At 68.9% G+C, this 21,736-nt stretch carries 22 protein-coding genes and 1 tRNA gene; 16 read left to right on the top strand and 7 right to left on the bottom strand.

Annotation, left to right across the window (positions count from 1 at the left end):
• Nucleotides 1-11: 11 nt before the first annotated feature.
• Complete coding sequence (locus ACX9GQ_RS10845; protein WP_459629541.1) at nucleotides 12-467, top strand: DUF3237 domain-containing protein; 456 nt, start codon at nucleotides 12-14, stop codon at nucleotides 465-467.
• A 154-nt stretch (nucleotides 468-621) separates the two neighbouring features.
• Here ACX9GQ_RS10845 and ACX9GQ_RS10840 read toward each other — a convergent pair whose 3' ends face one another.
• Nucleotides 622-855, bottom strand: coding sequence for a hypothetical protein (locus ACX9GQ_RS10840; protein ID WP_459629540.1), 234 nt, complete (start codon nucleotides 853-855; stop codon nucleotides 622-624).
• A 310-nt stretch (nucleotides 856-1,165) separates the two neighbouring features.
• On the opposite strand from ACX9GQ_RS10840, the gene ACX9GQ_RS10835 reads away from it, so the two are divergent.
• From ACX9GQ_RS10835 to ACX9GQ_RS10825, 3 genes are all read left to right on the top strand, one after another.
• Nucleotides 1,166-2,401, top strand: a complete 1,236-nt coding sequence (locus ACX9GQ_RS10835; RefSeq protein ID WP_459629539.1) for a tyrosine-type recombinase/integrase — start codon at nucleotides 1,166-1,168, stop codon at nucleotides 2,399-2,401.
• A gap of 92 nt (nucleotides 2,402-2,493) precedes the next feature.
• A complete protein-coding gene (locus ACX9GQ_RS10830) occupies nucleotides 2,494-3,006 on the top strand; it encodes a hypothetical protein (protein WP_459629538.1) in 513 nt (170 codons plus the stop codon).
• Nucleotides 3,007-3,104: 98 nt separating this feature from the next.
• Nucleotides 3,105-3,290 (top strand): helix-turn-helix domain-containing protein, encoded by a 186-nt coding sequence (locus ACX9GQ_RS10825; RefSeq protein WP_459629537.1) that lies wholly within the window; start codon nucleotides 3,105-3,107, stop codon nucleotides 3,288-3,290.
• Between the two features lie 96 nt (nucleotides 3,291-3,386).
• Here the strand turns inward: ACX9GQ_RS10825 and ACX9GQ_RS10820 are convergent, their stop codons facing one another.
• The gene (locus ACX9GQ_RS10820; RefSeq protein WP_459629536.1) at nucleotides 3,387-3,530 is read right to left on the bottom strand and encodes a hypothetical protein; all 144 of its coding nucleotides are present in this window, start codon (nucleotides 3,528-3,530) and stop codon (nucleotides 3,387-3,389) included.
• Here ACX9GQ_RS10820 and ACX9GQ_RS10815 point away from each other — a divergent pair.
• Together ACX9GQ_RS10815 and ACX9GQ_RS10810 are read left to right on the top strand one after the other, a co-directional pair.
• Nucleotides 3,529-3,822: a winged helix domain-containing protein gene (locus tag ACX9GQ_RS10815; RefSeq protein ID WP_459629535.1), complete on the top strand. Its 294-nt coding sequence runs from the start codon at nucleotides 3,529-3,531 to the stop codon at nucleotides 3,820-3,822. The two genes, ACX9GQ_RS10820 and ACX9GQ_RS10815, sit on opposite strands and share 2 nt — an antisense overlap.
• Nucleotides 3,823-3,874: 52 nt before the next feature.
• Nucleotides 3,875-4,330 carry a helix-turn-helix domain-containing protein gene (locus ACX9GQ_RS10810; protein ID WP_459629534.1) on the top strand — a complete coding sequence of 152 codons (456 nt, stop codon included), beginning with the start codon at nucleotides 3,875-3,877 and terminating at the stop codon, nucleotides 4,328-4,330.
• Nucleotides 4,331-5,123: 793 nt separating this feature from the next.
• Here ACX9GQ_RS10810 and ACX9GQ_RS10805 read toward each other — a convergent pair.
• The 4 genes from ACX9GQ_RS10805 to ACX9GQ_RS10790 form a co-directional block, all read right to left on the bottom strand.
• Nucleotides 5,124-5,213 (bottom strand) — tRNA-Ser (locus ACX9GQ_RS10805).
• 119 nt (nucleotides 5,214-5,332) lie between these two features.
• Entirely contained in the window at nucleotides 5,333-6,007 is a 675-nt protein-coding gene (locus ACX9GQ_RS10800) for an amino acid ABC transporter permease (protein ID WP_459629533.1), read from the bottom strand.
• A gap of 158 nt (nucleotides 6,008-6,165) precedes the next feature.
• Nucleotides 6,166-6,963, bottom strand: a complete 798-nt coding sequence (locus tag ACX9GQ_RS10795) for an ABC transporter substrate-binding protein (protein ID WP_459629599.1) — start codon at nucleotides 6,961-6,963, stop codon at nucleotides 6,166-6,168.
• A gap of 71 nt (nucleotides 6,964-7,034) precedes the next feature.
• Entirely contained in the window at nucleotides 7,035-8,228 is a 1,194-nt protein-coding gene (locus ACX9GQ_RS10790; RefSeq protein ID WP_459629532.1) for a pyridoxal phosphate-dependent aminotransferase, read from the bottom strand.
• Nucleotides 8,229-8,557: 329 nt separating this feature from the next.
• Here ACX9GQ_RS10790 and ACX9GQ_RS10785 point away from each other — a divergent pair, with 329 nt between their 5' ends.
• From ACX9GQ_RS10785 to ACX9GQ_RS10760, 6 genes are all read left to right on the top strand, one after another.
• Nucleotides 8,558-10,189, top strand: coding sequence for a benzoate-CoA ligase family protein (locus tag ACX9GQ_RS10785; protein ID WP_459629531.1), 1,632 nt, complete (start codon nucleotides 8,558-8,560; stop codon nucleotides 10,187-10,189).
• A 19-nt stretch (nucleotides 10,190-10,208) separates the two neighbouring features.
• Nucleotides 10,209-12,521: a bifunctional salicylyl-CoA 5-hydroxylase/oxidoreductase gene (locus ACX9GQ_RS10780; RefSeq protein ID WP_459629530.1), complete on the top strand. Its 2,313-nt coding sequence runs from the start codon at nucleotides 10,209-10,211 to the stop codon at nucleotides 12,519-12,521.
• Nucleotides 12,518-13,306, top strand: a complete 789-nt coding sequence (locus ACX9GQ_RS10775; RefSeq protein WP_459629529.1) for an SDR family NAD(P)-dependent oxidoreductase — start codon at nucleotides 12,518-12,520, stop codon at nucleotides 13,304-13,306. Before ACX9GQ_RS10780 ends, ACX9GQ_RS10775 begins: the two co-directional genes overlap by 4 nt.
• 4 nt (nucleotides 13,307-13,310) lie before the next feature.
• On the top strand, nucleotides 13,311-14,150 hold the full coding sequence (locus ACX9GQ_RS10770; RefSeq protein WP_459629528.1) for an enoyl-CoA hydratase family protein: 840 nt from the start codon (nucleotides 13,311-13,313) through the stop codon (nucleotides 14,148-14,150).
• A 1-nt stretch (nucleotide 14,151) separates the two neighbouring features.
• A complete protein-coding gene (locus ACX9GQ_RS10765; RefSeq protein ID WP_459629527.1) occupies nucleotides 14,152-15,339 on the top strand; it encodes an acyl-CoA dehydrogenase family protein in 1,188 nt (395 codons plus the stop codon).
• A gap of 63 nt (nucleotides 15,340-15,402) precedes the next feature.
• Nucleotides 15,403-15,798, top strand: coding sequence for a RidA family protein (locus ACX9GQ_RS10760; protein ID WP_459629598.1), 396 nt, complete (start codon nucleotides 15,403-15,405; stop codon nucleotides 15,796-15,798).
• A 24-nt stretch (nucleotides 15,799-15,822) separates the two neighbouring features.
• Here the strand turns inward: ACX9GQ_RS10760 and ACX9GQ_RS10755 are convergent, their stop codons facing one another.
• Nucleotides 15,823-16,986, bottom strand: coding sequence for a dihydrodipicolinate synthase family protein (locus tag ACX9GQ_RS10755; protein WP_459629526.1), 1,164 nt, complete (start codon nucleotides 16,984-16,986; stop codon nucleotides 15,823-15,825).
• Between the two features lie 250 nt (nucleotides 16,987-17,236).
• Here ACX9GQ_RS10755 and ACX9GQ_RS10750 point away from each other — a divergent pair, with 250 nt between their 5' ends.
• Genes ACX9GQ_RS10750 through ACX9GQ_RS10735 form a run of 4 tightly spaced genes read left to right on the top strand, consistent with a single transcriptional unit; the run spans nucleotide 17,237 to nucleotide 21,675 of the window.
• Nucleotides 17,237-18,295: a LacI family DNA-binding transcriptional regulator gene (locus ACX9GQ_RS10750; protein WP_459629525.1), complete on the top strand. Its 1,059-nt coding sequence runs from the start codon at nucleotides 17,237-17,239 to the stop codon at nucleotides 18,293-18,295.
• On the top strand, nucleotides 18,292-19,293 hold the full coding sequence (locus tag ACX9GQ_RS10745; protein ID WP_459629524.1) for a Gfo/Idh/MocA family protein: 1,002 nt from the start codon (nucleotides 18,292-18,294) through the stop codon (nucleotides 19,291-19,293). Before ACX9GQ_RS10750 ends, ACX9GQ_RS10745 begins: the two co-directional genes overlap by 4 nt.
• 13 nt (nucleotides 19,294-19,306) lie before the next feature.
• Entirely contained in the window at nucleotides 19,307-20,902 is a 1,596-nt protein-coding gene (locus ACX9GQ_RS10740; protein ID WP_459629523.1) for an acyl CoA:acetate/3-ketoacid CoA transferase, read from the top strand.
• Complete coding sequence (locus ACX9GQ_RS10735) at nucleotides 20,899-21,675, top strand: enoyl-CoA hydratase/isomerase family protein (RefSeq protein ID WP_459629522.1); 777 nt, start codon at nucleotides 20,899-20,901, stop codon at nucleotides 21,673-21,675. The genes ACX9GQ_RS10740 and ACX9GQ_RS10735 overlap by 4 nt, the downstream gene beginning before the upstream one ends.
• The last annotated feature ends 61 nt before the right edge of the window (nucleotides 21,676-21,736 follow it).

Below are 21,736 nucleotides of genomic sequence, written 5' to 3'. Positions count from 1 at the left end.
GGATCGCGAGGATGGCCTCACTCCAGGCACGGCACCTGTTCGACGTCACCGGACTTGTCGGCCCGTCGATCGATCTGCGGGACGACGCCGGACTGGGGCGCCTCGTCGTCCCGGTCCTCGGCGGGACCTTCGAAGGGGAGCGGCTGCGGGGCACGGTGCTGCCGGTCGGCGCCGACTGGCTCATGATGGGCAAGGAGTTCAACAGGATCGACGTCCGGATCAGCCTCCGCACCGACGACGGCGCCGACATCCTGATGACCTACCAGGGCGTCCACAACGTGGGGAAGGACGTCAGGGCGCGCCTCGCCGCTGGCGAGGAGGTCGACCCGTCGAGCTACTATTTCCGAACGGCGCCGCTCTACGAAACGGCCGATCCACGCTACGCGTGGCTCACCGGAATCCTGTCCGTCGGGTACGGCGTCCGCCAGCGCGACGGCGTCCTCTACCGCGTCTACGAGGTTCTCTGAGGGCGGCGGCGCCGCGCCCGCCGACTGTCCCGACACGGGGTGGAACCGGCGCATGGCCTGATATGACCAAGGCCCTCCGAGAACACGGCGTCCCCTGCAGCCGCCGCCGGGGCGAGACGCCCCGACCTGCCGCCGGATCCGACGCGCTGCCGCCTTATCTCACCGCGCCGCAGACGCGGCGGCCGTTGACGTAGCGGCACCCGGCCGCGGCGGGCGGCGGACGCTTCGTCGTCGTCACCGCGCCGTTCGGCCCGGCGCAACCCGCGCGATAGACGCCCTTCGCGCACACGACCGCCTCGGCGGTCGACGGCGTGGACAGGCCGGAGGCAACGAACACGAGGCCGCCCAGCAGGACAGGGGCCACGAGGGACAGGAGAGCGCTGCGCATCGGACTTCACCTCGTCAACGAATGGCAAGGTCAACACGCTAGCAGCGTCGGCCAGCCGGAGCTAGGCGGTAAGTCAAATCGAAGCCGCACCTGCCACGCCGCAGGCCGTGTCACCGCGCCCGCGGCCTCGATGCTCTGGATCAGGAGATGATGGCGGAGGGAGCGTCCGCCAAACTAATTTCCACAGACGTCTATTGCCGACCAGCGAACCTAGGAAAAGCATCGAAAAATCAGCGGTGTTCGTCTATCACCGTTCACCCATGTTTGCTACAATCCACGTCGTCGGGTGGGGAACAAGGTGGGGACGGCGATGGGAAAGCAGGTGAAGAGGCTGAGCGCGAGGTTCGTTCAGTCGGTCACGGAAGCCGGACGTCACGCTGATGGCGATGGCCTCTATCTCAATGTCACCGACAGCGGCGCGAAGTCGTGGGTGTTCATGTGGAAGGTCGGAGGCCGGCGTCGTGAAATGGGTCTCGGCCCGGTCCGTGACGTTCCGCTCTCCGATGCCCGCAGTGCTGCGGAGACGGCTCGCAAGCAGGTGCGTGCCGGCGTTGACCCCATCACTGCGCGCGAGCATCGGAAGGCAATGTCCTTCGGGGACGCCGCTGACGCCCTCATCGCCAGCAAGTCCCCTTCGTGGCGGAACGACAAGCACCGCGCGCAATGGACGATGACCCTCACGACCTACTGCCAAGCCATCCGCTCTCGCCCCGTGGCGGACGTCTCCACCGAGGACGTGCTGCGGGTGCTGAAGCCCCTCTGGCAGACGAAGGCGGAGACGGCATCGCGGCTTCGTGGGCGAATCGAACGCGTGCTCGACTTCGCAAAGGCCAAGGGCATGCGGAGCGGCGAGAATCCCGCTCGTTGGCGCGGACATTTGGACGCCATCCTGCCGAAGCCTCAGAAGCTCGCACGCGGGCATCACGCCGCGATGGCGTTCGATGACGTCCCCGCGTTCATGGCGGCTCTGAGCGGCACCGAGGGCGTTTCTGCGCTCGCCCTGCAATTCCTGATACTGACGGCTGCGAGAACTGGCGAGGTTCGCGGTGCCACGTGGCGGGAGTTCGATTTCAAGACGAACGTCTGGACGATACCGGCGAACCGAATGAAGGCCGGACGGGAGCATCGGGTGCCGCTGTCGCCGGGTGCCGTCGCTATTCTAGAAGATATGCGGGCTCGGGCGACTGAGGGGCAGGGCGACGACGCTAAGCCGCAGCCTGACGCCTTTGTCTTTCCTGGCGGTCGTATCGGAAAGCCCCTGTCTGTGATGGCGCTGGAAATGGTCCTGCGGCGCGCCAAGGTGGACGTCACGACGCACGGCTTCCGGAGCGCCTTCCGCGATTGGTGCGGCGAGCGGACCACGTTCCCTCGCGAAGTGGCGGAAGCTGCCCTTGCCCACCTTGTCGGCGACGACGTCGAGCGGGCCTACAGGCGCGGCGATGCCTTGGAGAAGCGGCGGAAGCTGATGGACGCGTGGCACCGCTTCTGTGCACAGGCGAATTCCGCCAACGTCGTGCCCCTGACCAAGGCGTCACGGTCACGATAGGCTTCACGACGCGGGATAGGGCGGCCACCCGACAAGCAGGACTGCACCTCCTGCTTCCCGCGCCTTGCCGGGTGCCATCGCGAGGTGCAGCGATGTCGAAGACCAGTGGTCTATTCAGCTTAGGACGCCTTTCGCTCGACGAGTTACAGGCCGTCAGCGCTGGACGCAGTAAGGGAACGCCTTACTGGGTTACACCCGAGAACAAAGCGCTCTTGGAGGCCTTGGCTGGAGTCTGCCGACGCAACAAGGTGACGCCAATCTTTGAAACCGATGGGACAACGCTTTGGACCCTCGCAACGCTCGCGCTGGCGTTGGTCGTAAAGCATGAAGAAGCGCGTCCGAGAAAGCGGCCTGGACGTCCGCCGGGAACGCACAAATACGAGGTCGACGACGAGGCCATTGCGGAGATTTGGCGGCGCACCCTCAAGAACCCCAAGAAGTCGCAGTCGTCCATCCTCAAATCCGTGGTGAACGATTTTCAAGTTGAGGGGCGATGGGGTAACCAAGAATTCCAAAGTGTTGACCCACATCGAAAGCGGCTCAGAGCGCGCCTTAAGGCTGGCATGAGCAACAGCGTCCTGAGCAAATTGCTTCGCGGGGACTGAAAAAAAACTCCGCCCGAGTTTTCGTGCCCCATAGAGGTTCGTGGCCTGCCACAGATGTTCATGCCTGAGTCGTTCAGGTGAAACATCGGAGGTCTGCGATGGCAGACGGTAAGCAGGTCGGAGCACTTTCCATAAAGCAAGTAGCGCAGTCGGCGGGCATCGGTCGCTCGACCGTCTACGCCCAACTTGCGGCTGGAAAGCTCAGTGCAGTGAAGGTTGGGCGCCGGACGCTCGTTCTTGTCAGCGAATTCTCGCGCTGGCTGTCGAGCCTTCCCCGTGTCTGAAGGTGGAGCCCGGGTCGCGCTGCAACGCGACACCGGGCCGTGTTTCCCATGACCGCGAAATCAAGGACAAACGCGATGGTTATCGCACCTGATGCCCTAAACGGCAACAATCCGCGTGCCGAGCGCACGTTCGTTCCCTTCAATCTCGACCATGCCGCACGCCGTCTGGCGCGACGTTTCGGCTTGCCCCGTGAGACGGCTCTGCTTGTCGCAGACCTCGTCTATGGCGAGGTGCGTCATGGATGACGTCGTAAAGCTCCGCTTCCGCATCGACGGCGGTGACGTCAAGGAAGCCTCTGGCCGCCTGGCATGGTGCCTCGCCCAGCTTGTTCTTGCTGGTGAAAGAGGCGTGACGCCCATTGAACGGCCAGCACCTCGTTGGTCGGGATATGTGGACCAACTCCGTGACCGGTACGGGCTTTGTATCGAGACCATCATGGAGCCGCACGGCGGTCCATACAGCGGGCGTCACGGGCGGTACGTCCTGCGCTCCCGCGTAGAAATCATCGACGTTGTGCGTCGCGCCGCGTGAGGACAGAGGGGCGGTCCCGTGGCCGCCCCCACCCAACTCCAGGAACGAAAGAATGCCTAGGTCCGCAAACACTCGCGACCGGCCACACGCCCGCATTTACTTCGATTGGTTGGAACTGCCAGCATACCGTGCCTTGTCCCTCGCCGCTCAGGCGTTGCTCACTCATATGCTTGCCAATTACCGTCCGAACGAGAACGGTCGGCTGTCGTGGTCCGTTAGACGCGTGGCCGATGCAATTCAGGTTTCAAAGGCCACCGCATCGCGCGCGCTGAACGAGCTTGAAGCGAACGGCTGGATTGCCGTGACCGCGGTCGGCAGGTTTGGATGCAAGGCGCGCGGCAGCCGCTATCGCCTCACCATGTACGAGGATTTCGACCAATCTCCGCCAACGAGGGACTACCTACACGTCTCCGCTAACCCGCGAACAACCCGTCGTCGAAGCCGTCCCTCTGCTGAAACTCAACGGTTCGCAGAGAGGGACACCACAGTCCGCCTTCGGGGACACTGAGGCGCTACACGCGTTGGATAGACCGCAGGCGTTAGTGCCGTTTTCTATTGGGGATTAAGCGGCTTAGGGCGATGACACCCGCGCCGCTCTACGCAGCCGTGGAGTCGCCCGACAGAGGTATAGGTACAGCTATCTAGGAGCCGTCTAGGTGTCGGGTCAGAAGCAGACCGTCGAGTTCCCAACACGGTCGCAGGTAACGGGTCCGGCGGCAGCCTCTACAGCCCTCCGCTGCAAAGCCTCATGGCGGCGTAGCCGTTGTCTGTCGGCTGCGGCTTGCGTCATCGACAATCGTTGTCCAGCACCCGCCTGCCGTCGTGACAGCACTTCATGGGCGGCTGACACTAACGCCCGAACCATGTTCTGCTATAAGCCAGAATATTTCTCGCGCATTCAAAGCGACAACTAGCAATAAAGCTAGTATAACGATAACTAGAATGTATCTGTATTTTGGCCGAGACACCATTTCGGGTCGCCCTACACTGAAACAGGTCGCGTTCAAACAACGAGAATACGACCTGTTTTATGAACCCTAAGCTGGCGCACCAAGTTCAGTCGACGCTCGGGCATCACGGCGGTCCAATTGAATGCAGCTGAACTCTAGCAGCTGAGTTAGGGCATGTCTCGGCGGGCGCCTGAAGCAGGACCGTTCGCCCACCGGCCTAGGTGCCAATCAATCTGGACGGCAGCCACGCCAATCCGGAAAGCTTCACGCCAAAAGGTGGGGAACAGGATGGGAAAGGTAGCAGGATAAAACAGAAAACCGCTGATAATACAGAATATTACAGAGAGTAGGTGGCGGAGGGAGCGGGATTCGAACCCGCGATACGGTTTCCCGTATACACACTTTCCAGGCGTGCGCCTTCAACCACTCGGCCACCCCTCCGCGGCGTCCGCCCGAAGGCCGACGCGGGCTTCGTCGCGGACACGCCGGACGCAGCAAGGCGCGTCTTATAGCCCACGCGGCGGCGAGCGCAAGACGCCCGAGGACAGGCTCGTCGTTGGTCAGCGGCCGCGCTGGTTCGCGGCGCGGGCCTCCAGCCAGCCGACGAGGCGCACCAGCGGCCACAGCAGGACGAGGTAGATGATGGCGGCGCCGATGAGCGGCGTCGGATTGGCGTTCAGCGCCTGTGCATCCGTCGCTTCCTTGAGCAGTTCCGGCATGGCGACCACGGACGCGAGCGAGGTCTCCTTGATGATCGAGACGAAGTTGCTGGTCTGCGGCGGGATGACGATCTTCATCGCCTGCGGCAGCACCACCTTCGCGAGGATCAGCGGAAAGTGCATGCCGAGCGCTGCGGCCGCCTCGAACTGGCCCTTCGGCACGGCCTCGATGCCGGCACGGAACACCTCCGAGGAATAGGCGGAGAGCACGATCGACAGCGCCGTGATCGCCGAGGCCCATGCCGAGAGGCGGATGCCGACGAACGGCAGGGCGTAGTAGATGACGATCAGCACCACCAGCATCGGCAGCGCGCGGAACACGTCGACGTAGACGATGGCGAGAAGCTGCAGCGGCCGCGGCGCGTAGAGGCGCAGAAGCGTCACGCCCAGCCCCACCACCGTCCCCACCACGATGCTGGCGATGCCGAGGGCCAGCGTGGTCATCAGTCCCCGGAACAGGGCCGGGAGGCTGGAGAGCAGCACCTCGACGTTGAAGAAGGTCTCGAGCAGCGACATCGCAAGCCTCGCTCCGGCGCGGCGCCGCGGTCGGGGGCGTGGGGAAGGGAAACGGGGCGGGGTGCCCGGACCCGGGCGGCGGACAGGGTCCGCAGGCGGTCATGCAAGACCGGCGCCGGATGGCTCCGGCGCCGGGGAACGTTCGGCCGGCTGGCGCCTCACTCCTTGGGGAGCGGGCGCTCCTGCGCGGTCGAGCTGTCGGCCGGGGCGTCCGTGCCGAACCACTTCTTGTGGATCGCCGGCAGCGTGCCGTCCTTCTTCATCGCCGTGACGGTGGCGTTCACCTTCTCGAGCAGCGGATGGTTCTTGCGCATCATCAGCGCGTACTGCTCGCCCGTCTTGATGCGGGAGGTGACGGCCAGGTCCTTCATCTTGGTGAAGGAGTAGTCCATGCCCGGCACGTCGCTGATCACCGCGTCGACGCGACCGGCGGCGAGGTCGAGCAGCATCTCGGTCTGCTGGTTGTAGCCGCGGATCGTGGCGACGCCGTACTTGGCCTGGTTCTCCTTGGTCCACTTGTCGCCCGTGGAGGTGGAGAGCACGCCGACCGTCTTGCCCTTCAGCTCCTCCGGCGACTTGATCGGCTTGGCCTTCTGCGAGGCGATGCCGAGGTCGCTGTCGTAGTGGGCCTGCGTGAAGGACTGGCTCTTCAGGCGCTCGGGCGTGATGGTGATCGAGGAGATCGCCATGTCGATACGGCCGGAGCTGGTCGCGGCGAACAGGGCCTGGAAGCCCATGTCCGAGATCTCGGGCGTCAGGTTGAGGCGCTTGGAGATTTCGCGGACCATCTCCACCTCGAAGCCCTCGAACTCGCCCTTCTCGTTCTTGAACTGCCACGGCGGGTTCGCCGGGTAGGCGCCGACCGCCAGCTTCTCCTGCGCCAGCGCCGGCCCGGCCAGGGCCGCGCCCATCGCCAGGGATGCGGCCACCAGCATCGTGCGACGTGCAATCCTCATCATTGTCCTCTCTCCCTCCCCGGTTTCACCCGGTCTGCGTGCGGAGCCCGTGGATCGGGCCCCGAAATCCGTCACGACAGGGCGTCGACCATCCGGTCGAGCGCCACGGTCAGCTGCGCCTGGTCACGGCACATGCACATGCGAAGGAAGCTCGCCGAGGGCTGCCCGAACATCGAGCCCGGCGCCAGGCCGACGCGTGCGCCCTCGAGCACCTTCATGCAGGCGTCGCGGGAGTTCGGCGTGTCGGGGAGCGAGAAGAAGATGTACATGCCGCCGCGCGGCTTCTTCGGCAGGTGGATGCGGGCGACGTCCTTGAGCCGCTCGTAGCCGAGATCGATTCCCGTCCGGCAGCGCTCGCGCATGGTCGTCACCAGCTCCTCGCCCTGCGTGATCGCGGCGTGGGCGCCGGCCTGGATCGGCCCGGAGGTGCCGCTGCTCATCAGCTGGGTCATCTGCGCCAGCTGGGGCGCCACCGACAGGGGGTGCGTCAGCCAGCCGCAGCGCCAGCCGGTCATCGCCCAAGCCTTCGAGAAGCTGTTGACCGACAGCGCGAGGTCCTCCGGATCGGCGATCGAGAGGATCGACGGCGCGGCCTCGCCCTCGCCGAACCACAGGCGGTTGTAGACCTCGTCCGAGACGATCCAGATGCCGCGCTCGCGGCCGAACTCGAGGATGGCCCGCATCTCGTCGCGCGACGCGACCCACCCGCAGGGATTGGACGGGGTCGAGAACACGATGGCGCGCGTGCGGTGGTCGCAGGCGTCGAACAGCTTGTCGAGGTCGAGCCGCCAGTCGTTGTCGACGAAGTCGAGAGACACGGCGCGCGGTTCCGCGCCCACGAGGTGGATCAGGTTGCGGATGTTGGGCCACTGCGGCTCGACATAGACCACGTTGGTGCCCATGTCGGCCACCAGCTCCATGGCGAGCAGCAGGGCGTGCATGCCGCCGGGCGCGACGGTCGAGCGCCGCCGCTCGATCGGGACCCCGTGCAGGCGGGACTGGTAGGCCGCGATCGCCTCCGACAGCGGGGGATGGCCGTGCATGTCGGGGATGTAGAACGTCATGCCGGCGTCCAGCGCCGACTTGGCGGCGTCGCGCACGAAGGCGGGCGTCGTCAGGTCGCCCTCGCCGTACCACAGCGGGATCACGTCACCCAGCTCGCGGGCCCGCACGGCGAGCTCTGCGATGTTCTCCGTGGAGAGATCCTGGATTTGCGGGCGGGCGTGCCTCAGGGCGTCGTCGGAGCGCGCGTTGCGCCGGTCCATGGTCTCGTCCTCACATGCGTCGCCGCGCACCTGTGAGAAACCGGCGGCGGCGGGGAATGGCAGGCCCGCGCCTCCCGGCACCGACCCGTCCGGCCCGCGGACGGACGCCGCAAACCGAATATCGTATGCAGTTAAGGAATGAAATAATTCGGGGGCTGTCAACGGACGCCGCAGGCCGCGCATGCCGGCGCGGAGCGACCGCGTGTCGCTTGACAAGCACGGCTCCAATTATTTTAGATGTTAAATATCTGCCGCCGATGCGCAGGTCGCGCCGGCGATGCGGACGACCGGCAGGGACGACCCGCCGGGGCGGCGAGCGGAGGCGATGCATGGAGCGGTCAGGCCACGTCGACAGCTTCCCGCGGGACAACCTTCCGCCGCGCGAGCAGTGGCCCGATTTCCTGCTCGACCGGCCCGAGTTCCGCTACCCGCCGCGCCTCAACTGCGCCGTCTCCTTCGTCGATGACCGGGTTGCGGCCGGCGACGGCGACCGGGACTGCATCGTCGCGCCCGGCACGCGCTGGACCTATGCCGACCTTCAGGCGCAGGTGAACCGCATCGCCAACGTCCTGACGCAGCGCTTCGGCCTCGTCTCCGGCAATCGGGTGCTCCTGCGCGCGCCCAACAACCCGCTGATGGTCGCCACCTACCTCGCCGTCATCAAGGCCGGTGGCGTCGTCGTGGCGACGATGCCGCTGCTGCGCGCGAAGGAACTCGCCACCATCGTCGAGAAGGCGCGGATCGCGCTCGCCGTCTGCGACGCCCGTCTCCTCGACGAGCTGGGGAAGGCGCGGCCGGCCGCGCCCTCGCTCAAGACCGTGGTGGCCTTCGGCGACGGCGCGCCGGGCAGCCTCGAAACGCTGGCCGCCGCTGCCCCGGATACGTTCGCGGCCTGCGACACGGCGAGCGACGACGTGTGCCTCATCGGCTTCACCTCGGGCACGACGGGCGTGCCCAAGGGCACGATGCACTTCCACCGCGACATGCTCGCGATCTGCGACGGCTACGCCCGCCATCTGCTGAAGCCCCGCCCCGACGACCGCTTCATCGGCTCCCCGCCGCTGGCCTTCACCTTTGGGCTCGGCGGGCTGGTGCTGTTCCCGCTGCGCGTCGGCGCCTCCACGATCCTGCTGGAGAAGGCGTCCCCGCCCGAGCTCCTCGACGGCATCGAGACCTACCGCGCCACCGTGTCCTTCACCGCGCCCACGGCCTACCGGGCGATGATTCCGCTGCTCAAGGGGCGCGACATCTCCAGCCTGCGCCTGTGCGTCTCCGCCGGTGAGGCGCTGCCCAAGCCCACCTTCGAGGCCTGGAAGGAAGCGACCGGCATCAGCATCACCGAGGGCATCGGCGCCACCGAGATGCTCCACATCTTCATCGGCTCCTCGCCCGAGGACATCCGTCCCGGCGCGACAGGACGACCCGTGCCCGGCTACGAGGCCCGCGTCGTCGACGAGGCGATGAACGACGTTCCCGACGGCACGCCCGGGCGCCTCGCGGTGCGCGGCCCCACGGGGTGCCGCTACCTCGCCGACGACCGCCAGACGGTCTATGTCCGCAACGGGTGGAACATCACCGGCGACACCTACATCCGGGATCCGGACGGCTACTTCTGGTACCAGGCCCGCAACGACGACATGATCATCTCGGCCGGCTACAACATCGCCGGCCCGGAGGTGGAGGCGGCCCTCCTCACCCACCCGGCGGTGAAGGAGTGCGGCGTCGTCGGCCAGCCCGACGCCGACCGCGGCATGATCGTGAAGGCCTTCGTGGTGCCGACCCCGGACGCCGAGCCGGGCCCCGACCTCGCCAAGGCGCTGCAGGACCACGTCAAGGCAGAGATCTCCCCCTACAAGTACCCCCGATCCATCGAGTTCGTGTCGGAACTGCCGCGCACCGACACCGGCAAGCTGCGCCGGTCCGTGCTGCGGGAACGGGCCGCGACCCAGGCCTCGTCCTGAGCCGGCCAAGGAGAGCGTCATGAGAATCGTGTGCATCGGCGGGGGACCCGCGGGGCTCTACTTCGCGCTGCTGATGAAGCTGCTGAACCCCGCCCACCAAGTCACCGTGGTCGAGCGCAACCGGCCCTACGACACGTTCGGCTGGGGCGTCGTGTTCTCGGACGCGACCATGGAGAACATGCGCGTCTGGGATCCCAAGACCGCCGCCGAGGTCGAACAGGCCTTCAACCACTGGGACGACATCGAGGTCGTCATCCACGGCAAGCGCATGCGCACCAGCGGCCACGGCTTCGTCGGCATCGGCCGCAAGCGCCTGCTCAACATCCTGCAGGCGCGATGCGAGGAACTCGGCGTCGAGCTGCAGTTCGAGACCGAGGTCGACAGCGACCTCGACTTCCCCGACGCCGACCTCGTCATCGCGTCGGACGGCGTCAACTCCAAGGTGCGCCGCAAGTACGAGGACATCTTCCGCCCCGACATGCAGATGCGGCCCAACCGCTACATCTGGCTCGGCACGGACAAGTCCTTCGACGCCTTCACCTTCGACTTCCGCCGCACCGAGCACGGGTGGTTCCAGGCGCACGTCTACAAGTTCGACGAGCACACCTCGACCTTCATCGTCGAGACGACGGAGGACACCTTCCTCGCCCACGGCCTCGACAAGGCGGACCAGGACGAGTCCGTCGCCTTCTGCGAGGCGCTCTTCGCCGAAACGCTGGACGGCGCCCGGCTGATGACCAACAGCCGGCACCTGCGCGGGTCGGCCTGGCTCAACTTCGGCCGCCTCATCTGCGACCGCTGGTCGACCTTCAACGGCAGCAGCCACGTCGTGCTGATGGGCGACGCGGCGCACACCGCCCACTTCGCCATCGGCTCCGGCACCAAGCTGGCGCTCGAGGACGCCATCGAGCTCGTGCGCCAGTTCAAGATCCTCGGCGACACGGCCGACAGGATCCCGGCCGTGCTCGACGCCTACGAGGAGGTGCGCCGCGTCGACGTCGCCCGCATCCAGAACGCGGCGCGCAACGCCATGGAGTGGTTCGAGGTCGTGGGCGACCGCTACTGCGACACGCTGGAGCCCGAGCAGTTCATGTACTCGCTGCTGACGCGCTCGCAGCGCATCAGCCACGAAAACCTGCGGTTGCGCGACAAGACCTGGCTCGAAGGCTACGAGCGCTGGTTCGCCGCCCATTCCGGCGTTCCCGTCGGCGGCAACATGGGTCCGCCGCCGCCGATGTTCACGCCCTTCACCATCCGCGGCCTGACGCTGAAGAACCGCATCGTCGTCTCCCCGATGGCCATGTACTCGGCGAAGGACGGCGTGCCGAACGACTTCCATCTCGTGCACCTCGGCAGCCGTGCCATCGGCGGCGCCGGCCTCGTCTTCGGCGAGATGACCTGCACCTCGCCCGACGCCCGCATCACGCCCGGCTGCCTCGGCCTGTGGAACGACGAGCAGGCGGCGGGATGGAAGCGCCTCGTCGACTTCGTGCACGCCAACTCCGACGCGAAAGTCGGCTTGCAGCTCGGCCATGCCGGCCGCAAGGGCTCGACCCGCCTCGGCTGGGAAGGCATCGACGAGCCGCTGGAGAGCGGCAACTGGCCGCTGATCTCGGCCTCCCCGATCCCCTATCTCCCGCACTCGCAGGTGCCACGCGAGATGACGCGCGACGACATGGACCGCGTCCGCGACGACTTCGTCCGCGCCGCGCGCTACGGCGCCGAGGCGGGCTTCGACATCCTCGAGTTGCACTGCGCGCACGGCTATCTGCTGGCGAGCTTCCTGTCGCCGCTCACCAACGTGCGGACGGACGACTACGGCGGCTCGCACGAGAACCGCGCCCGTTACCCCGTCGAGGTGTTCAAGGCGATCCGGGCGGTGTGGCCACAGGACCGGCCGATCACGGTGCGCATCTCCTGCCACGACTGGTATCCGGGCGGGAACACGCCCGACGACGCAGCAATCTTCGCGCGCCTCTTCAAGGAGGCCGGCGCCGACATGATCGACTGCTCGTCCGGCCAGACGCTGAAGGGCGACAGGCCCGTCTACGGCCGCCTCTACCAGACGCCGTTCTCCGACAAGATCCGCAACGAGGTGGGCATCGCGACGGTCGCCGTCGGGGCCATCTCGGAGGCGGACCACGCCAACTCGATCATCGCCGCCGGCCGCGCCGACCTCTGCGCGGTCGCCCGCCCGCACCTCGCCGACCCGGCGTGGACGCTGCACGAGGCGGCGAAGATCGGCTACGGCGGCGTCGCATGGCCGAAGCAGTACCTCTCCGGCCGCGGCCAGTACGAGACCAACCTCGCCCGCGCGGCGGCCGGCAAATGAGCGGCGCCGGGCGCCTCGCCGGGCGGCACGCCTTCGTCACCGGCGCCGCCGGCGGCATCGGCTCGGCCATCGCCGCCGCGCTGGCCGCCGAGGGTGCGCGGGTGACGCTGGCAGGGCGCCGGGCCGGCGCCCTGGAGGCGGTGCGCGCCGCACTGCCCGATGCGGCGCGGCACGGCACCGCGGTGTTCGACGTCACCGAAGAGGCTGCGGTCGGGCATGCCTTCGCCGCCGCCGAAGCCGAACGGGGTCCGCTCGACATCCTCGTCGCCAATGCCGGCGCGGCGCCGAGCGCCCCCTTTGCGAAGACCGATCGCACCCTCTGGGATGCGACGCTGGCGCTGAACCTCACCGGCACGTTCCACTGCTTCCGCGCCGCGGCGGCGGGGATGCAGCCGCGAGGCCGGGGCCGGATCATCGCCGTCGCCAGCACGGCGGGGCTCGTCGGCTACCCCTACGTCTCCGCCTACGTGGCGGCGAAGCACGGCGTCGTCGGGCTCGTGCGGGCGCTGGCGCTGGAGCTGGCGACGTCGGGCGTGACGGTCAACGCGGTGTGTCCGGGCTTCACCGACACGCCGCTGATCGACCAGGCGGTGGAGACGATCGTCGCCAAGACCGGTCGCTCGGCCGAGGATGCCCGCAGGACGCTCGCCCGCTCCAACCCGCAGGGCCGCCTCGTGGCCCCGGCGGAAGTGGCGGACGCGGTGCTCTGGCTGGCGGGGGACGGCGCGTCGGCGGTGACGGGGCAGGCGATCGCGGTCGCCGGCGGCGAAGTGATGGCGGGGTGAGACCATGGACACGATGCGCGAGACGCTGCGGCCCTTCCGCGACTACCACGCCCGCCACTTCCGGTGGGAGACCGATACGGACGGGCGCGTGGCGACGCTGACGCTGAACCGCCCCGACAAGAAAAACCCGCTTACCTTCGAGAGCTACGCGGAATTGCGCGACCTGTTCCGCGACCTCGCCTACGCCAGCGACGTGCGCGCGGTGGTCCTGACGGGCGAGGGTGGCAACTTCTGCTCCGGCGGCGACGTGTTCGAGATCATCGAGCCGCTGACGCGGATGTCGATGCCCGACCTGCTGGCCTTTACCCGCATGACCGGCGACCTCGTGAAGGCCATTCGCCGCTGCCCGCAGCCGGTGATCGCGGCGGTGGACGGCGTCTGTGCCGGGGCCGGCGCGATCCTCGCCATGGCGTCCGACCTGCGCCTCGCGACGCCGCGCACGAAGACGGCGTTCCTCTTCACCCGCGTCGGGCTCGCCGGCGCCGACATGGGCGCCTGCGGCATCCTGCCCCGCCTCATCGGGCAGGGCCGCGCCGCTGAGCTGCTCTTCACCGGACGGGCCATGACCGCCGAGGAAGGCGCCGCCTGGGGCTTCTACAACGCGCTGCACGCGCCCGAGGCCCTGCCGGAGCAGGCCCGTGCGATGGCCCGGGGGCTGGCCGACGGTCCCTGGTTCGCGCACGGCATCACCAAGACGATGCTCAACCAGGAATGGGCGATGGGTCTCGAGGAGATGATCGAGTCCGAGGCGCAGGCCCAGGCCATCTGCATGATGACCAAGGACTTCCGCCGCGCCTTCGAGGCCTTCGCCGCCAAGGCGAAGCCGGTGTTCGAGGGCAACTGACGTGGCCGGCCTTTCCACCCCGCGCGGCGACCTCGGCCATCTCGACTGGCCGTTCTTCGAGGAGCGCCATCGCGTCTTCGCGCGACGGCTCGACGACTGGATCGCCGAGGGCGGCCTCGAGGGCATCGACCACGGCGACACCGACGCGGCGTGCAAGGGTCTCGTGGTGAGGCTCGGCGAGGCCGGCTTCCTCGAGCCCTGCGTGCCGGCAGCCTTCGGCGGAGCCTCGGACGTGCTGGACTCCCGGCTGCTGTGCATCGCGCGCGAGCGGCTCGCCTTCGCCGACGGGCTCGCCGACTTCGCCTTCGCGATGCAGGGCCTCGGCACGGGCGCAATCAGCCTCGCCGGCGATCCCGCCCTGCAGGCGCGGGTCCTGCCGGCCGTGGGCGAGGGCGCGATGGTGTCGGCGTTCGCCCTGTCCGAACCCGACGCCGGGTCGGACGTCGCGGCCATGGCCTGCGCCGCGCGCCGCGACGGCGACCACTACGTCCTCGACGGCGAAAAGACGTGGATCTCCAACGGCGGCATCGCCGACGTCTACACCGTCTTCGCCCGAACGGGCGAGGCGCCGGGGACGCGCGGCATCTCCGCCTTCGTCGTCTTCGCCGACACGCCCGGCTTCGAGATCGCCGAGCGCATCGACGTCATCGCGCCCCATCCGCTGGCGCGCATCCGCTTCACCGGCTGCCGCATCCCGGCCTCGCATCTGCTGGGATCGCCCGGCGAGGGTTTCAAGATCGCGATGCGCACGCTCGACATCTTCCGCGCGTCGGTGGCCGCGGCCGCGCTCGGCTTCGCCCGGCGTGCGCTGCACGAGGCCCTCGCTCACGCCCGCAACCGCAGGATGTTCGGCGCCACGCTGGGCGACCTGCAGCTGACGCAGGCCGCCATCGGCGAGATGGCGGCGGGCGTCGACGCCGCCGCCCTGCTCACCTACCGCGCCGCGTGGCGCCGCGACGTCCAGCGCCTGCCGACCACCCGCGAGGCGGCGATGGCCAAGATGACGGCGACCGAGACGGCGCAGCAGGTCATCGACCGGGCCGTCCAGATGTTCGGCGGACGTGGCGTCCGCTCGGGAGAGATCGTCGAGCGGCTCTACCGCGAGATTCGCGCCCTGCGCATCTACGAGGGCGCGACGGAAGTGCAGAAGCTCATCATCGCACGCGAGATGCTCAAGGCGGGATGCTGAAGAATGGGGAGCCCGATGAACGACCAGACGCCGCGGCGCAGCCCGCCCGCCAAGCCCGAGCCGGTGCACGACATCCTGCAGCCGGCCGGCTGGGCCAAGCCCATCGGCTACGCCAACGGCGTCGCCGCGCGCGGCCGCACGATCTTCGTCGGCGGCCAGGTCGGCTGGACGGGTGAGTGCCGCTTCGAGGCGCATGACCTCGTCGGGCAGGTGCGCCAGACGCTGCAGAACATCGTCGCGGTGCTGGCCGAGGCCGGCGCCGAGCCGCGCCACATCACCTCGATGACGTGGTACCTGGTCGACAAGAAGGACTACATCGCCAAGCGCAGCGCCATCGGCCGCGCCTATGTCGACGTGATCGGGCGCTACTACCCGGCGATGGCGGCGGTGCAGGTCTCCGGCCTCATCGAGGACGAGGCCCTCGTCGAGATCCAGGCCACTGCCGTCGTCCCGGACTGAGCGGGCCGGCGCGCCGGCCTGCCGTCATGAGACGCCGTTGACGGCGAGGAAGGCGCGCATGCGCGCCACGGCGCGGTCCGGGTCGGTGAACAGCCGCGCCTGCGACGCCAGACGGAAGACGTCGGCATAGTGGACCAGCCCTCGGGCCGATTCCATGCCGCCGACCATGCGGAAGTGGTCCTGGTGGCCGTTGAGCCAGGCCATGAACACGACGCCCGCCTTGTAGAACTGCGTCGGCGCCTCGAAGATGCGCCGCGACAGCGGCACCGTCGGCCCGAGGATGGCGTGGTAGCCGTCGAGGTCCCCCGCCGCGAGGCGGTCGAAGGCTGCGGCGGCGGCCGGCGCGATGGGATCGAAGATGCCGAGCAGCCCGTGAGAGAGGTGCTCGCCGTCGCCGGCGATGAGGTCGGCGTAGTTGAAGTCGTCGCCGGTGTACATCTTCACGCCCGCCGGCAGCATGCGACGCATGCGCTCCTCGTGCGTGCGCTCCAGCAGCGAGATCTTGATGCCGTCGACCTTCGCGGCGTGCCGGTCGATGAGGGACAGGCACGTCGCCATGGCCTGGTCGACGTCGGTCGAGCCCCAGTAGCCGGCGAGCTGCGGGTCGAACATCTCGCCCAGCCAGTGGAGGATCACCGGCTGGCGGGCCTGCGCGATCAGGCGGCCGTACACGGCGAGGTAGTCGTCGCGGCCCTTTGCCAGTCGGCACAGCGCGCGGCTGGCCATCAGGATGATCCGCCCGCCATGCGCCTCGACGTGCTCCATCTGCTCCTCGTAGGCGCGGATCACGTCGTCGAGCGAGCGGGTCTGTGCCGGGTCGAGCTGGTCGGTTCCCGCGCCGCAGGCGAGGTCGGCGCCGGGAACCGTCCGGGCCTCGGCCAGCGAGCGGGCGATCAGCTCGCGGGCGCCGGCCCAGTCGAGCCCCATGCCACGCTGGGAGGTGTCCATGGCCTCGGCGATGGCGAAGCCGAGCCCCCAGAGGTGTCGGCGGAAGGCGAGCGTGGCATCCCAGTCGACCACAGGCGTGCGCCAGGGATCCGTCTGGCGCAGGGGGTCGGCGACGACGTGGGCAGCGGCATAGACGGTGCGGGGAAAGCCACCCGTATGCCGCGACGGATAGGGTGACGCCTCGGCAAGCCGGAACGGTTCGCGCGTTCCCGCCGCGGTCGGCAGCATGATGCTGGTCATCGCCTCGTCCTCTCGCGTTTCCCCGGGGCGCTGCGGCCCCTTGTCCCTCGCCAGTCGCCTGCTTGACAGGGGCTGAGCGTTACGGCAACTTCTGCATTAGAACGTTCCAAAGTCAAGCGACAGCAGATCTGCCGCGCAATAATCTGAGCTAGATCAGATAGTTGCAAAGTCGAGCGGCTTTTCCTGCTTCAGGTTGTCTGGACCGTTCCAAGAGAGCGTCGCCAAGAGCGACTGAGTGAGGAACGACAGGATGGGCGACCCGAGGACCGGCACTGGCCGTCCGACGACGATCGTCGACATCGCGCGCGCCGCCGGCGTGTCGAAGTCGACCGTGTCGCTCGTTCTCAAGGGCTCGTCGCTCGTCAAGGCCGAGACCCGCGAGCGCGTCGAGGACGTCATCCGCCGCTTCGGCTACGTCTACAACCGCGGCGCCGCCAATCTCCGCACGGCCACCTCCAGTTTCGTCGGGATGCTGATCAGCGACCTGACCAACCCCTTCTTCGCCGAGCTCGCCGTCGGCATCGAGGAGGGGCTCTACCAGCTCGGCTTCGTGCCGATCCTCGCCAACACCAACGAGGACCTCGACCGGCAGGCCCACGTCCTGCGCTCGATGCGCGAGCACGGCGTCGCGGGGATCATCATGAGCCCGGCGCGCGGCACCGACGCCTGGACGCTCGCCAACATGCCGTCGCGCGGGATGCCCATGGTCATCACCATGCGCCGCATCCTCGGCAGCCCCCTGCCCTATGTCGGGCCGGACAACCAGGCCGGCGCGCGCAAGGCGGTGGAGCACCTGATCGGGCTCGGGCACCGCCGCATCGCCTTCATGGGCGGCTACGCCACCATGACCACGCAGCAGGAGCGGATCGCCGGCTGGCGGGACGCGCTGGCGGCCGCCGGCCTGCCGTTCGACGATGGCCTGATCTTCGAGTCGATGCCCACCCGCGAGGGTGGAAAACGCGCGATGGAGGAGGCGCTCGCCGTGTCCGAGCCGCCGACGGCGGTGTTCTGCTACAACGACATCGTCGCCATGGGCGCCACGCGGGCGCTGGCCATGCGCGGCATCCGGCCCGGCCGCGACGTCGCCGTGGTCGGCTTCGACGACATCGACGAGGCGGAGCACAACGCGCCGCCGCTCACGACCGTCAGCGCCGACACCCGCGCCATGGGCGCGCGCTGCGCCGACAGCCTCCTCGGCATCATCCGCGGCGGCGATCCGTCCGCCATGTCCTACACCGGCGAAACGCGCCTCGTAGTGCGCGAGAGCTGCGGGGCGCCCTTCGCCGCCCGCACGAGGGAGTACGCATGACCGTCCGCTGGGGCCTGATCGGCGCGAGCACCATCGCGCGGGAATGGGTGATCGGGGCGATCCGCGCCACGGGCGGCGAGGTCGTGTCCGTGATGTCGAGCGACGCCGCGCGGGGCGAGGTCTATGCGCGCGACAACGGCATCGCCCGCAGCACGACGGACCTCGACGCCCTGCTCGGCAGCGGCATCGACGCCGTCTACATCTCCACGACCAACGAATTGCACCGGCCGCAGACGCTCGCCGCCGCGAAGGCCGGCAGGCATGTGCTCTGCGAGAAGCCGCTCGACCTCGCGCTCGACGGCGCCCGGGAGATGGTCGCCGCCTGCCGGAGCGCCGGCGTCGTCATGGGCACCAACCACCACTTGCGCAACGCCGGCACGCATCGCGCGATGCGCGAGGCCATTGCGGCCGGGCGCATCGGCCGGCCGCTCTTCGCCCGCGTGTTCCACGCCGTGTTCCTGCCGCCGCACCTGCAGGGCTGGCGCATCACGACGCCGGACGCCGGCGCCGGCGTGGTCATGGACATCACCGTCCACGACGCGGACACGCTGCGCTTCGTGCTCGGCGAGGAGCCGGTCGAGGTCACGGCCATGGTGCAGGAGGGCGGCATGGGCGCCGCCGGCATCGAGGACGGCGTCATGGGGACCGTCCGCTTCCAGTCCGGGCTGCTCGCCCAGTTCCACGACGCCTTCACGACGCGGTTCGCGACCACGGGCTTCGAGGTGCACGGCACCGAGGGGTCCCTCATCGGCACCAACTGCATGACGCAGAAGCCGGTCGGCGACGTGGTGCTGCGCACGGCGGCCGGCGAGGGGTCCCTGTCCGTCGACCGTACCAATCTCTACGAGCGGGCACTCGCCGCCTTCCACGCCGCGATCCGGGGCGAGCGCGCCCCCTCCGCCACGGGTGAGGACGGCGTCCGGTCGATGGCCCTGGCCCTCGCGGCCCTCGAATCCGCCAGGACCGGGCGCACGGCGCCCGTCCGGCCCGGTCTCTGACGGAGCGTTCCCGATGGCTTTCCCCTGCATCATGACCGCCGACGAGGCCGCCGCGCTAGTGCCGGACGGCGCCGTCGTCACCGTGTCGTCCTCCTCCGGCCTCGGCTGCCCGGACGCCGTGCTCGCCGCCCTCGGCCGCCGCTTCGAGGCGAGCGGCCATCCCCGCGACCTGACCACGCTCCACCCCATCGCGGCCGGCGACATGTGGGGCATCAAGGGCATCGACCACATTGCCCGCGAGGGCATGCTGAAGAAGGTCCTGGCCGGCTCCTACCCGTCCGGCCCCTCCTCGGCGACCCCGCCGGCCATCTGGCAGATGGTCACCGGCAACGCCATCCCGGCCTACAACATTCCCTCCGGCATCCTCTTCGACATGCACCGCGAGGCGGCGGCGCACCGGCCGGGCGTGCTGACCAAGGTCGGCATGGACACCTTCGTCGATCCCGATCGCGAGGGCTGCGCGATGAACGCCCGCGCCGCGGCCGAGCCCGTCGTCAGCAAGGTGGAGTTCGCCGGCGACACGTGGCTCTTCTTCCCGGCCATCGTCCCGCAGGTCGCTATCATCCGCGCCACGACCGCCGACGAGCGCGGCAACCTCAGCTACGAGCACGAGGGCGGCTATCTCGGCCCGCTCGACCAGGCGCTGGCCGTCCGCAACAACGGCGGCATCGTCATCGCGCAGGTGAAGCGCCTCGCCCAGGCGGGAACGCTCAAGCCGCACGACGTGCTCGTGCCCGGCATCCTCGTCGACGCCATCGTCGTCGCGCCCGACCAGATGCAGACGACGCAGACCGTCTACGAGCCCGCGATCTCCGGCGAGGTGTTCCGCCCGCTCTCGTCCTTCGAGGTGCCGGCCTTCGACGTCTCCAAGGTCATCGCCCGGCGTGTCGCGCAGGAACTCACCCGCGGCGACGCGGTGAACATCGGCTTCGGCATCTCGGCCAACGTGCCGCGCATCCTGATCGAGGAGGGCCGCCACGGCGACGTGACGTGGGTCATCGAGCAGGGGGCCGTGGGCGGCGTGCCGCTCATCGACTTCCAGTTCGGCTGCGCCTCCAACGCCGAGTGCATCGTCCCCTCGCCCTACCAGTTCACCTATTTCCAGGGCGGCGGCTTCGACGCCTCGCTCCTCTCCTTCCTGCAGATCGACCGCGACGGCTGCGTCAACGTGTCGAAGCTGGGCGTGCGCCCGCACGTCACGGCCGGCGCGGGCGGGTTCGTCGACATCACGGCGCGGGCCCGCAAGATCGTGTTCTCGGGCTTCTTCTCGGCCGCCGCCGATCTCGCCGTCGAGAACGGCGCCCTGTCGATCCGGCGCGAGGGCAAGGTGAAGAAGCTCGTCAACGCGGTCGAGCACGTGTCCTTCTCGGGCCGGCGGGCCGTCGCGCAGGGGCAGGACGTCACCTACGTCACCGAGCGCTGCGTGATGAAGCTCACCCGCGACGGGATCGTCGTCACCGAGATCGCCCCCGGCGTGGATCTCGAGCGCGACATTCTCGCGCAGGCGGAGTTCCCGCTCTTGGTCCCGGCGCCGCCGTCGGTGATGAATGGGGCTCTCTTCAGGCCGGAACCGGTCGGCCTGCGGCTCAGGGAGGGACGCTCATCATGAGCGACGCGGTCCGCCTCGCGGTGGAGGGCGCGTGCGCGACGGTCACGCTGGCGCGCCCCGAGAAGCTGAATGCGCTCGACGCCGGCATGATCGCCGCGCTGGCGGACGCCGTGTCGCGGATCGAGGCGGACCCGGCCGTCCGGGTCGCCATCCTGACCGGCGAGGGCAAGGGCTTCTGCGCCGGCGGCGACATCGCCGCGTGGGGCGGCCTGCCGCCGCTCGAGATGTGGCGCAGCTGGACGCGGGCCGGGCACCGCGCCTTCGACGCGCTGGCACGCCTGCGCGTGCCGCTGGTCGCCGCCCTCAATGGCCACGCGCTGGGAGGCGGCCTCGAGCTCGCCGGGACGGCCGACATCCGCATCGCCGAGCAGCAGGCCAAGTTCGGCCTGCCCGAGACCGGCATCGCCATGGTGCCCGGCTGGTCCGGGACGCAGCGCCTCGTCCGCCGCTTCGGCGCCGGCGTCGTGCGCCGCCTGGCGCTGACGGGCGAGATCGTGACGGCGGAGCAGGCACTGGCGATGGGCCTCGTCGACGAGGTTGTCCCCACCGGCGGCGCTCTCGCCCGGGCGGGGGAGATCGCGGCGCGCATCGCCGCCCGCGGCCCGGCGGCCACCGCAATTGCCAAGCAGCTGATCAATGCCGCCGAGGGGGAGGGCGACGAGGCCGCGACGCTGGAAGGCCTCGCCGGGTCGCTCGCCGCCTTCACCGAGGACGGCGCCGAGGGCGTCGCGAGCTTCCGCGAGAAGCGCCCGCCCGTCTATGGAGGCCGCTGAGATGACCCTCGGCCCCCTCCGCATCCGTTTCGCCGACCCGCCGGCCGTCGTGGCCGGGACG

It is taken from the genome of Alsobacter sp. R-9 (assembly GCF_054612375.1).
This window is presented reverse-complemented; position numbering and strand designations above follow the sequence as displayed.

Bases quoted from the DNA above. Each gene is read 5' to 3' on its own strand.
- ACX9GQ_RS10800 (WP_459629533.1), bottom strand. From the start codon at position 6,007: ATGTCGCTGCTCGAGACCTTCTTCAACGTCGAGGTGCTGCTCTCCAGC.
- ACX9GQ_RS10740 (WP_459629523.1), top strand. From the start codon at position 19,307: ATGGCTTTCCCCTGCATCATGACCGCCGACGAGGCCGCCGCGCTAGTG.
- ACX9GQ_RS10775 (WP_459629529.1), top strand. From the start codon at position 12,518: ATGAGCGGCGCCGGGCGCCTCGCCGGGCGGCACGCCTTCGTCACCGGC.
- ACX9GQ_RS10820 (WP_459629536.1), bottom strand. From the start codon at position 3,530: ATGACGCACCTCGCCATAGACGAGGTCTGCGACAAGCAGAGCCGTCTC.
- ACX9GQ_RS10815 (WP_459629535.1), top strand. From the start codon at position 3,529: ATGGATGACGTCGTAAAGCTCCGCTTCCGCATCGACGGCGGTGACGTC.
- ACX9GQ_RS10770 (WP_459629528.1), top strand. From the start codon at position 13,311: ATGGACACGATGCGCGAGACGCTGCGGCCCTTCCGCGACTACCACGCC.
- ACX9GQ_RS10750 (WP_459629525.1), top strand. From the start codon at position 17,237: ATGGGCGACCCGAGGACCGGCACTGGCCGTCCGACGACGATCGTCGAC.
- ACX9GQ_RS10830 (WP_459629538.1), top strand. From the start codon at position 2,494: ATGTCGAAGACCAGTGGTCTATTCAGCTTAGGACGCCTTTCGCTCGAC.
- ACX9GQ_RS10735 (WP_459629522.1), top strand. From the start codon at position 20,899: ATGAGCGACGCGGTCCGCCTCGCGGTGGAGGGCGCGTGCGCGACGGTC.
- ACX9GQ_RS10795 (WP_459629599.1), bottom strand. From the start codon at position 6,963: ATGAGGATTGCACGTCGCACGATGCTGGTGGCCGCATCCCTGGCGATG.
- ACX9GQ_RS10790 (WP_459629532.1), bottom strand. From the start codon at position 8,228: ATGGACCGGCGCAACGCGCGCTCCGACGACGCCCTGAGGCACGCCCGC.
- ACX9GQ_RS10755 (WP_459629526.1), bottom strand. From the start codon at position 16,986: ATGACCAGCATCATGCTGCCGACCGCGGCGGGAACGCGCGAACCGTTC.
- ACX9GQ_RS10840 (WP_459629540.1), bottom strand. From the start codon at position 855: ATGCGCAGCGCTCTCCTGTCCCTCGTGGCCCCTGTCCTGCTGGGCGGC.
- ACX9GQ_RS10845 (WP_459629541.1), top strand. From the start codon at position 12: ATGGCCTCACTCCAGGCACGGCACCTGTTCGACGTCACCGGACTTGTC.
- ACX9GQ_RS10780 (WP_459629530.1), top strand. From the start codon at position 10,209: ATGAGAATCGTGTGCATCGGCGGGGGACCCGCGGGGCTCTACTTCGCG.
- ACX9GQ_RS10825 (WP_459629537.1), top strand. From the start codon at position 3,105: ATGGCAGACGGTAAGCAGGTCGGAGCACTTTCCATAAAGCAAGTAGCG.
- ACX9GQ_RS10810 (WP_459629534.1), top strand. From the start codon at position 3,875: ATGCCTAGGTCCGCAAACACTCGCGACCGGCCACACGCCCGCATTTAC.
- ACX9GQ_RS10745 (WP_459629524.1), top strand. From the start codon at position 18,292: ATGACCGTCCGCTGGGGCCTGATCGGCGCGAGCACCATCGCGCGGGAA.
- ACX9GQ_RS10785 (WP_459629531.1), top strand. From the start codon at position 8,558: ATGGAGCGGTCAGGCCACGTCGACAGCTTCCCGCGGGACAACCTTCCG.
- ACX9GQ_RS10835 (WP_459629539.1), top strand. From the start codon at position 1,166: ATGGGAAAGCAGGTGAAGAGGCTGAGCGCGAGGTTCGTTCAGTCGGTC.